The sequence below is a fragment of the Candidatus Kryptobacter tengchongensis genome (assembly GCF_001458555.1).
In the GTDB taxonomy this organism is placed as follows: Bacteria; Bacteroidota; Ignavibacteria; order Kryptoniales; family Kryptoniaceae; genus Kryptonium; species Kryptonium tengchongense.
The window spans coordinates 1-9828 of the sequence record NZ_CZVH01000073.1 but is presented as its reverse complement, the minus strand read 5'-3'; the positions used below and the strand labels follow the sequence as shown (position 1 = coordinate 9828).

General features: G+C 36.5%; 10 protein-coding genes and 2 pseudogenes. 3 read left to right on the top strand and 9 right to left on the bottom strand.

What is annotated here, in order from left to right; genetic code table 11:
- Both AT685_RS06195 and AT685_RS06190 read left to right on the top strand, forming a co-directional pair.
- Positions 1–2280 (top strand): M1 family aminopeptidase (locus tag AT685_RS06195; protein WP_072151969.1); only part of this gene is annotated, 2280 nt, incomplete at its 5' end.
- A gap of 104 nt (positions 2281–2384) precedes the next feature.
- Complete coding sequence (locus AT685_RS06190) at positions 2385–4025, top strand: coiled-coil domain-containing protein (RefSeq protein WP_072151968.1); 1641 nt, start codon at positions 2385–2387, stop codon at positions 4023–4025.
- Positions 4026–4035: 10 nt separating this feature from the next.
- On the opposite strand, the gene AT685_RS08775 is transcribed toward AT685_RS06190, so the two are convergent.
- The 6 genes from AT685_RS08775 to AT685_RS08710 all read right to left on the bottom strand — a co-directional run bounded on the left by AT685_RS08775 (position 4036) and on the right by AT685_RS08710 (position 7703).
- Positions 4036–4131 (bottom strand): hypothetical protein, encoded by a 96-nt coding sequence (locus tag AT685_RS08775; protein WP_420021848.1) that lies wholly within the window; start codon positions 4129–4131, stop codon positions 4036–4038.
- Positions 4132–4182: 51 nt separating this feature from the next.
- Positions 4183–4338 carry a hypothetical protein gene (locus AT685_RS08450; protein ID WP_159420493.1) on the bottom strand — a complete coding sequence of 52 codons (156 nt, stop codon included), beginning with the start codon at positions 4336–4338 and terminating at the stop codon, positions 4183–4185.
- A gap of 58 nt (positions 4339–4396) precedes the next feature.
- The gene (locus AT685_RS06180) at positions 4397–5044 is read right to left on the bottom strand and encodes a hypothetical protein (protein ID WP_072151967.1); all 648 of its coding nucleotides are present in this window, start codon (positions 5042–5044) and stop codon (positions 4397–4399) included.
- Complete coding sequence (locus AT685_RS06175; protein ID WP_072151966.1) at positions 5013–5780, bottom strand: hypothetical protein; 768 nt, start codon at positions 5778–5780, stop codon at positions 5013–5015. The genes AT685_RS06180 and AT685_RS06175 overlap by 32 nt, the downstream gene beginning before the upstream one ends.
- 87 nt (positions 5781–5867) lie before the next feature.
- Complete coding sequence (locus AT685_RS06170; RefSeq protein WP_143713153.1) at positions 5868–6740, bottom strand: hypothetical protein; 873 nt, start codon at positions 6738–6740, stop codon at positions 5868–5870.
- A gap of 180 nt (positions 6741–6920) precedes the next feature.
- The gene (locus AT685_RS08710) at positions 6921–7703 is read right to left on the bottom strand and encodes a DUF2249 domain-containing protein (RefSeq protein ID WP_072151963.1); all 783 of its coding nucleotides are present in this window, start codon (positions 7701–7703) and stop codon (positions 6921–6923) included.
- A gap of 167 nt (positions 7704–7870) precedes the next feature.
- Here AT685_RS08710 and AT685_RS08770 point away from each other — a divergent pair.
- Positions 7871–8628, top strand: a pseudogene (locus AT685_RS08770) (S46 family peptidase).
- Between the two features lie 3 nt (positions 8629–8631).
- On the opposite strand, the gene AT685_RS08690 reads toward AT685_RS08770, so the two are convergent.
- From AT685_RS08690 to AT685_RS08685, 3 genes and pseudogenes are all read right to left on the bottom strand, one after another.
- Positions 8632–9303, bottom strand: coding sequence for a S46 family peptidase (locus AT685_RS08690; RefSeq protein ID WP_267886277.1), 672 nt, complete (start codon positions 9301–9303; stop codon positions 8632–8634).
- Position 9304: 1 nt separating this feature from the next.
- Positions 9305–9451 (bottom strand): annotated as a pseudogene (locus AT685_RS08765) (S46 family peptidase); the annotation flags it as partial.
- Between the two features lie 29 nt (positions 9452–9480).
- Positions 9481–9828: S46 family peptidase (locus AT685_RS08685; protein ID WP_143713152.1), on the bottom strand; the 348-nt coding region annotated here is incomplete at its 5' end.

The following is a 9828-nucleotide window of genomic DNA, read 5'->3' as shown; positions in this document are numbered from 1 at the left end:
GTCCCGCTTCGTCCTGATTTTGGGGTTTTTGAGCTTGATGCAGCTGAAATGAAGATTAAAAAAATTTATTTGGTGAATGGGAAACAACTTAATTTCAATTTTGATTCGCTTGCTCAAAAATTGAAAATTTATCTTGATCGGACATATTCATTTAGAGATACCCTCTCCGTTGTTGTTGAATATTTTGTTTCAAATCCACGCAAAGGGTTATATTTTATCCAGCCAGATTCAGCCCATCCAGATAAACCTTATCAAATCTGGTCTCAAGGACAACCCGAAGATAATCATTATTGGTTTCCGTGCTATGATTTTCCAAATGATAAAGCTACAAGTGAGGTTATTGCAACTGTGAATAAAAATTTCACAGTTGTTTCAAATGGGAAACTTGTTTCTGTTAAGGAGGATAAAAAGAGAGGTTTGGTGACATATCACTGGTTCATGGATAAACCTCATTCAGGTTATCTAATTTCAATTGTCGTTGGTGAATATGTTAAGCTTCAGGATTATTACCTTGACATACCTCTTGAATATTATGTTTATAAATCAAACGCAAAGTATGCAAATCTTTCATTTGAGAAAACGCCTGAAATAATGAAATTCTTCTCGGAGAAGATTGGCTATAAATATCCTTACAACAAATATGCCCAAACCATAGTTGAGGATTTCATTTACGGTGGGATGGAAAATATAACAGCTACGACGCTTACAAGTTCAACAATTCACGATGAGAGGGCGCATCTTGATGTCTCAAGCGATGGTCTTGTTGCCCACGAGATGGCTCACCAATGGTGGGGTGATCTTTTGACATGTAGAAGTTGGGAACATGCGTGGCTAAATGAGGGGTTTGCAACTTATTTCACTGCGCTCTACTTTGAATATGCTAAGGGAAAGGATGAATTTCAATATAGCATTTACAACATGCAAAGGACGGCGAAATTTGCCGATATGAGCGATAAAAAACCAACTGTATGGAACAGGTATTTTGACCCAACTGATCTTTTCGGTCCTCACATATACCAGCGTGGCGGTTCAATTCTTAACATGATAAGATTTATCCTTGGTGATGAACTTTTCTGGAAAGCTATGAACTATTACGCAAAAAAATATGAGTATCAAAATGTTGAAACGGAAGATTTGAGGATTGCAATAGAGGAAGCAACTGGATACAATCTCAAATGGTTTTTTGATCAATGGCTTTACAAGGCAGGTTATCCGATCTTTGAGGTGAAATATGATTATAATGAAGTGAGCAAAATTCTTACTTTAACTGTTGAACAGATTCACCCTGCTGATTCACTTACGCCCGAGGTTTTCAAAACCCCTGTTGATGTTGAAATAACAACCGAATTTGAAAGCAAAACTTATAAAATTTTCATTGACAAGCGAAAACAAACTTTTGAATTTAACATTGACAGCAAGCCGTTGATGGTTATATTTGACAAAGGAAACTGGATTTTGAAAGATTTGTTCTTTGAGAAATCAAAAGATGAACTAATCTATCAGGCGTTAAATGCAAAAGATATGATTGATAGATTTTGGGCAGTTCAAGAACTCGGGAAATTTATAAATGAACAGGGCGTTTCAGAAGTGATGAAAAAAATCAGTGCAAATAGCAAAGAGTTTTATGCAGTAAGGCAAGAGGCGATAAATAACCTCGGTAAGTTAAAAGATGAAAGCACGGCAAGATTTTTGATTGATATATTCAGAAATGAGAAAGATTCAAGGGTTAGAAGAAGTGTTGTTGAAGCTTTGAAGGAATTTAAATTTGATTTTGTTTCAGAGTTTTTGAATGAAGTTATAAAAACCGATAAAAGTTATTATGTCATTGCATCTGCTGTTAATTCCCTTGCTTTGATAGATTCAGCGAATAGAATGCAGGTTATAAAGAACGCTTTAACTATGAATTCGCATCAAGAAGTTATAAGAACAACTGCTTTAAGAAGGCTGGGCGATTTTAAAAATACCTCATATGAGAAAGAGGCAATTGAAATTCTTAAAAAATATTCAATCCGTGGTAATCATCCATCTATTAGGATAACTGCAATTTCAACACTTTCAAATTTTGCTGATAAAGATCAAAGCATAAAAGATTTTGTTTTCAGTATGGTAAATACACCTGAATTTTTTGTTAGGATGGTTATTTACAATGTTTTAGGGAACATAGGCGATAAAAAGGTTCTGGATTATCTAAAAGTCGCAGAGAAAATGGAAGTTGACGGCAGGATGCTCCAAACGATATGGGATGCAATTGCAAGATTGAAAGATAAATTGGGGGATTAATTTTTAGTGAAGCGATGTTGTTTTATTTAGTGTAGAGCAGAAGTTTGTTTTAAACTTCAAAAATCTGTATTTTTTCACTAAATGAAAATTGATTAAGTAAAAACATGCCGAAAGTTAGCAAAACATCTAAGATAACTGCATCTGTTCGGAAGGAGATAGAAAGGATAATTGATGAACGGGTAAAGCCAGTATATGTTACCAAAGATGATTTTAACGAGTTAAAGAGCATAGTTAAACAGCTCGGTGAGGCACAGATAAATCTTACAATTCGTGTCGCTGAACTTGCAGAAGCGCAAAGAAAAGTAGAGGAACAATTAAATATACTAACTCAAAGGGTTGATGCTTTAGCGGAAGCGCAGAATATTTTGGCTCAGAGGATAGATGTTTTGGCGGAGGCACAAAGTATTCTAACTCAAAGGGTAGATGCTTTAGCAGAAGCACAGAGGAGGACGGAGGAGAGATTGGATGCGTTTGAGAAAGCGACGGAGGAGAACTTTAAGAGAGTATGGGAGAGCATAAATCAACTTACGATTAGAGTAGATCAACTTACAGAGGCACAAAGGAGGACGGAGGAGAGGTTGAATGCGTTTGAGAAGGCAACGGAGGAGAACTTTAAGAGAGTATGGGAGAGCATAAATCAACTTACAGAGGCGCAGAGGAGGACGGAGGAGAGGTTGAATGCATTTGAGAAGGCGACGGAGGAGAACTTTAAGAGAGTATGGGAGAGCATAAATCAACTTACAGAGGCACAGAGGAGGACGGAGGAGAGGTTGAATGCGTTTGAGAAGGCAACAGAGGAGAACTTTAAGAGAGTGTGGGAGAGCATAAATCAGCTTACAGAGGCACAAAGGAGGACAGAGGAGAGATTAAATGCGTTTGAGAAAGCGACAGAGGAGAACTTTAAGAGGGTATGGGAGAGCATAAATCAACTTACAGAGGCGCAAAGAAAGACGGAGGAGAGGTTGAATGCGTTTGAGAAAGCGACAGAGGAGAACTTTAAGAGGGTATGGGAGAGCATAAATCAACTTACAGAGGCGCAAAGAAAGACGGAGGAGAGGTTGAATGCGTTTGAGAAAGCGACAGAGGAGAACTTTAAGAGGGTATGGGAGAGCATAAATCAACTTACGGAGGCACAAAGGAGAACGGAGGAGAGACTGAATCAGCTTACAATTAGAGTGGATCAGCTTGCGGAGGCGCAAAGGAGGACGGAGGAGAGGTTGGATGCGTTTGAGAAGGCAACAGAAGAGAACTTTAGGAGGGTATGGGAGAGCATAAATCAACTTACGGTCAGAGTTGACCAGCTTACAGACGAAGTTAGGGCGCTTACAAGAGAGGTAAGGGATATTAGGAGAAGGTTTGGAGAGCTATCAGATTCCGTTGGTTTTGGGCTCGAAGATAAAGCCTTTAAATCTTTGCCAAAGCTTCTTAAAAGGGATTACGATATTGAAGTCAAAAAGATATTGATAAGAAGATTTATCAAAGATAAATACGGCAAGGATATTGAAGTCAATATATTTGCCCAGGCGGAAAGAAATGGGCAGGAAATAACTGTAATAGGTGAGTGTAAAAGCCAGCTTTCAAAAAATGATGTTGAGAATTTTGAAGAGTATCGGCTGAAAAGATTTGAAGGGGTTTATCCAAATATATTACCAATTTTGATCACATACATGGAAAGTGAACCTGGAGTTGAAGAATTCGTTAGAAGCAAAGGAATTGGAATCTACTTCTCGTATGAACTTGATTGAATTTTTAAAGTTATCCATCTTGAAATTTTCTCAAAACTCGTGAAATTGTTTCGGGTCTTGTTCCAAGATATGTTGCAGGCATAACCTGTGAAAGATTTAATCTAATTTCGTTTTTCCCAAGTTTTTATATTCGCTGTGAAGATACTTGGCAAGACGCTTAAGAACATCTTTTAAGGTTAAATTTCCGCTCCGTTGATTTGAACTTATCAATCTTTTCGCAAGACGATGGGGCATCTTTATACAAATTTAAAGTTGAATTCTTAATTGCCTGCGCATTTGGAGTATAAGTGTTTCCTTTTTCTTTATCTTTCATAGATATACGAAATTTAAAACATCAATTTCTTAAAAAACAAATTGAAATGGGGGGAATTTTACCTCATTTTGGAGGTTTTTCGGAGGTTTATGAAAAGAAAAATAAGTGATGTGATCGCAACAAAGCCAGAAATCCCAAAAAGATATAACATAATCTGTGTTAAAATTTGAGCCGAACTGAATAAATAAAAAGGAACAAGCATCGGGATAACCCTTGAAAAAACGGCGATGTTTCCTAAAATAAATGTTATAAAAACAATTTTAGTGTTTGCAATTTTACTTTTGTGCATAAACCCATGCAACATTCTCTGCGCCATTCCAAGTATTAAAAGGGTGATGAAACCAGCAAGGAAAGAATGTCTTGTAGGATCATCGCCATAGTGAACGGACAGATCAAACAATAGGAGCACCCTTGCAAGTGTGTCAAGAAATAATCCGATCATAAGCCATATATAAGCCGAATAAATTAAAAACTCAAATCTTCCAAACTCACCATAATCCGAATAACCCTTTCTTGGTTTTTTCTCTTGGTTAACTTCATTTTCAAATCCATCTCTTCTCCAAAATGGTGATTTTGAAAGTGCCTCATTAGGTAGAAAAATTCTTTGAATTATTCCAGATGATAAAAGCAACAAAACGACAGTTAAATCAACAAGTAGAGCGGTGAAATTAAAGTCAATCGGTGAAGTTATCATTTGAGTTGGCATGGAGATGAACTCGTGAAATAGAACAATTACGAGATAAAGATAGCCGATATATTTTAGCGATTTTGAGGGTGGCTTCAAATGAATGTAGAGCGGGAAATTTAAAATTGAAAAAGCAAATGAAATTGGGGAAAAGCACAAAACTTACAAAAAGGTTTACGCTCCATTTATTCCACATTATCCACTCATATCTATCAAGAAAAATTGAGGAAACCTGAACAAGCGAATAAATTATCCAGCCCAAGATGAATAATATGAAAAATGGTTTTACTATTTCAAAGCCCCTCTTTTTAAAATCAGGCGCTTTTAAGAATGTTTTGGTAAGAACGGAAACATAAAAGATTAAGCCAGCAAACTCAATAATATTTCCAATGTTTGCAAGATGTTTAAAAATAACTTTGATTTTCTCATCGTCAAAGTAGGGACTCCAGAACTCAAAATTTGTCCTGATCAAAAGTCCAGTGACAGTGAAATAAAGAATAAATTTAAATGTGCCTCTTCTCTCAATTGGGACACTTGCCATTCTCGGCAGGAAATGTAAACTAACCCCAATTATAAAAAGCCCTGTCCATCCGATAAGTTGGAGATGCCCGTGCGTTTGAATCCATATATCAAGTGCCCTTGGCAAACCCATATTGAATCCAATCTGCATTGCAATATGAGCGCCGATCATAAACCCACCCAATATGGCAATTCCAAGTGACCACCAAATAAAGCCACTTTCAAATTCTTGATGCATTTGCTTCACATCAAAGTGATTTTTATTTGAAACTTCTCAAGACACTTAAAATATAAAGTATGAAAAAAATGAAATGTAAAGTTCCAGTTATCCATCCAGCCCAACTCCATAACTCAACAGAGACCGTGACGAATAAATCTGTAAAAAAACTCGTACAATTGTCATTAGTTGAAAAAGATAGAACAAGATCCTTGAAGGAATCCTTTTGGGCATCTTTGCAAGCGTTGAACTCAAAACAATTGGCGCATGGGATAAGATCATCGTAAATATAAATCCCAATCCAATTGAATGAAAAACAACATCTTTTGCAACTGCTTGAATTTGGTTCCATAAGATTATAGAGATACTCGCAAATATAAGCCAGAGGTATGCAACTATTAAAGTTTCTCTTGCAAACTTATGCAACGCCCCTTGTGCGAGAGCAAAACCTTTAACATAAACAATTATCACAGAGTCGTTATAAATCAATCCGATGGAGACAAAAAGTAGGATGATCCCAACAATTTGAACTGGTATAAGATAAAACAGTGAATTAATAATTGAGATGCCAAGATAAACTATTAAACTTAAATAAAGAACTTTTGCTGATGTTCTGTTGAAACCAAGTGTTAATTCTATTCTTTCATCTCCTATTACAGCAATTGCAAATGAAAATCCGGCAAGTGCGGATTCAATGCTTCCTGCAAGTCCGCCATGTGAGAGTAGAGCAATTGAAAGAGCAACATAGGAGAGGAATTCAATAAGTGGATTCAAAAGATGTTTAAATGTTTTGTAGGCAATGAATCTGTGGGTTCCCCAGCCAAGAAGTGCTACGATGTTAAGAATTTTGAACAGAGGAAAATCAATGTGAATTAAAGCGGAGGATATTCCCCAGATGTATGGTGTCCAGATAAGCCATTTGACGGGCAAAGCAAACATTCGCTCAAAAATTATCAGTGTCCCAAGAAACGCACCAATCATAAGGTTTCCGTGTGGGGGCAAAAATTCAGGTATTGAGGGTAAAATAAAACCACGGGTCAATGCAATTCTCCAAATTCCTATCAGGATAGCAAAAACAAAAGAAAAAAAATCCCAATTAGCATTGACCCTTTTAAAATTCGTTGAATTCTTTTTGAATTATTTGAAGCAAAACTCATAAGGTTAACTTTTCTTTGTTATTTTGACACTCCATATAGTTGGACCTGTAATTGTATATTCCCATTCAAATTTTATTTCTTTTTCAGCTTGGAATTGATAATACAAAGGTTTAGGGTCATGGTCGTTCACAAGGATGAGGCTTTCGGATGGATTTAATTTGTTAAATTCTTCAAGTATAAAATCATGTCTTTGAACTGGTGGGATATCCCGCACATCAAGTATTTTTGAATTTCCGAAAAATTCACTTTTTATTTCGTCAAGTATCCTGTGAAATTCTTCATGTTTCCCCTTGCCAATCTCATTCAATTCAAATTCCTCAAACTTCTCAAATAATTCTTTTTGTTTTTGAAGTGAAAGATGCATATCCGCTATGACAAATAAAACATTATTTTCTTTATAAATGTGTTGTTCAAGGAGATTGACATAGCCTTTTATTGCTTCCGATATCTTCATAAGTGCTGAGTTGTTATGAGTCGTTTTATAATTTTGTGTTGATTCCCTGATTATTTTAATGTAGTTCCGACCGAGTTCATGTTCAGTTAACATTACCTCAATTGGTCCACCTTCCCTTGGGATACCAGCTTTTTCAAGTTCTGGGAAAAGCATGTTCTCTTCTTTTGTGTGATGGCATCTGTCGGCAAAGACCGAGAAAAACTCGGTTAATTTTTCAATTTTTTCAATATCTGCTATGTTTTCTTTTTCAATTTTGCTTCTGCATATATCAAGCAAAAACAAAGCCAAGCGAATTGCCCGATGTTCTTTTTTAAGTTGCTCTGTTGCTGTCATGATGAAAATTTCTTTTTGTTTAAATTTAAAAAAATCGCTGTTCGGGAAAAATTGATTTAAATCAAGGATTTTGACGCCACCTGTAAAGACTTGAAATTTAAATTATTTCGTATTAATTTAACTTTGATTTTGATCTTTGTTTGCAAAAATAAAATTTCGAGGAAAAAATGCTCAAATACTTTAAAAGCCACCTTATACTTTTCCCATTTCTTGTCATTTTATTTCTCACAGGCTGTTCAACCTACCAAGTGACAAAGCCTGATTATCTCGCTTACCTTGACACTGTAACTGCAGGACAATTTGATAACGGCAAAATGTGGACATTTGATTATCCTCCAATTGATTATTTTAAAAAGACATACAATTTTACTCCGACATCTGATTGGTTTGAAAGAGCACGGCTTTCTGCGCTCAGACTTCCTGGGTGTTCAGCATCTTTTGTCTCTGAAGATGGACTTGTTATGACCAACCATCATTGCGCAAGAGGAGCTCTTGATGCGGTTAATCGCGAGGGTGAAAATTTACCCGAAACAGGTTTTTACGCTGCTACGCTTGAAGAAGAAAGGAAAAAATTCCCAACCATTATGTTGATCAGTTAATTCATATTGAGGATGTAACTGACGAAGTTCAAAAAGCGTTTGAAGAGGGCAAAACTGATGAAGAAAGGGTTGCAAATAGGGACAGAAAAATAAGAGAGATACAGCAAAGATACTATGAGAGTTTTAAAAGGCTTAACCCAGATGATTCAATTGTCGTCAGCGTTGTGACATTTTACAATGGCGGTAAATATTCAGCTTATGTTTACAAAAGATACACCGATGTCAGGCTTGTTTATGCTCCTGAGACAAGCGTTGCTTACTTTGGTGGGGTTTTCCATCTTTCGGGCAGTTGCCAATCTGTTCTTTCAGTTGAATTAAATGAATAATGTCTATCGTACAGCCCATAAAATGTTGTAACCGGATGGAGCAATTGTTCCATTGTATTCATAACTTTTCACAACTCCATCTGCTATTCTCAAGGTAAATGTTGCATCAGGTGGAATTGTTGTCCCATATACATCAAATATCGCCCTGCCAAGCAATTGAAGCTTTGCTGACTCCTTTGAGCTAATGGAGTTATATTTATCTCTTACCTCCTGAGCTTGTTTCCTCGTTTTAACGACGAACGAAATAAATGGGTCATTTGATTTTAAAATATCATCCGGATTTCCTTCAAGAAGAGCGGTAACTTTTTCTTTATCAGCAAGAATCGTCGCCGAAAGCAAGTTATCAACCGCTGTCTCGGGTGATTGACCTTTCAAAAGCTCATTAAACGCCTGATTTCTATCGCCAAAGACAGATTTCATATAACTAAGTTGATAAACAAGTATCGCCTTTTCAAGCTCTGGCTCTATCTCCTGTGGGAAAATTCTTGCTTTTGTCGTTTTAAGGCGTTCGCCCTTGTAAGATTCCGCCCTTTTCTCCTCGGGAAGCTTCATCTGCTCCGCATATTCAACAAGATCATTCGCAATTCTGAAATAAACACTTCTAGCAGGTCCAACAAAATTATATGCTTGAAGTTCAGGGAATAATTTCCTTTTTTCAACTTGATACTTAGCAATTTCACCCCCAAAGATCGCTATATTTCGCCTTGAGATGGGGATTATTTAAAACAGCATTTTTAAATTTTTTCTCAAAATCACGTTTCCTTGCCATAAGGTATGGATCTCTAAGACCTGCAAGTCTGCCGGTATACGCTTTCTGAGAGTTTGAGAAACTAAATAAACGAGTTTGGTACTTTAATTTTTTATCCGGATGCTTTTTGCAATAAAATCGCTGTAAATTTTAACAAGATTATCAAGCATTGACAAAGTGTAAGGATAGCTTACATCTCTGAAAAACTCAAGTTGTGCAACAGTAAGTAAGCGATTTGTTCTACCTGGATTTCCAATTACAAAAACAACATCACCTTCTTTCACTCCTGTTTTGCTAAACGGGAAATAATAATTTGTCTTCAATGGCTTGCCATTTTTATAAACCCTGAAAAACGCAACATCAAGGTCATATCTTGGGTATGTAAAGTTATCTGGATCCCCACCAAAGTAAGCAACGCTTGTCTCAGGAGCATAAACAAGCCTGACATCGGT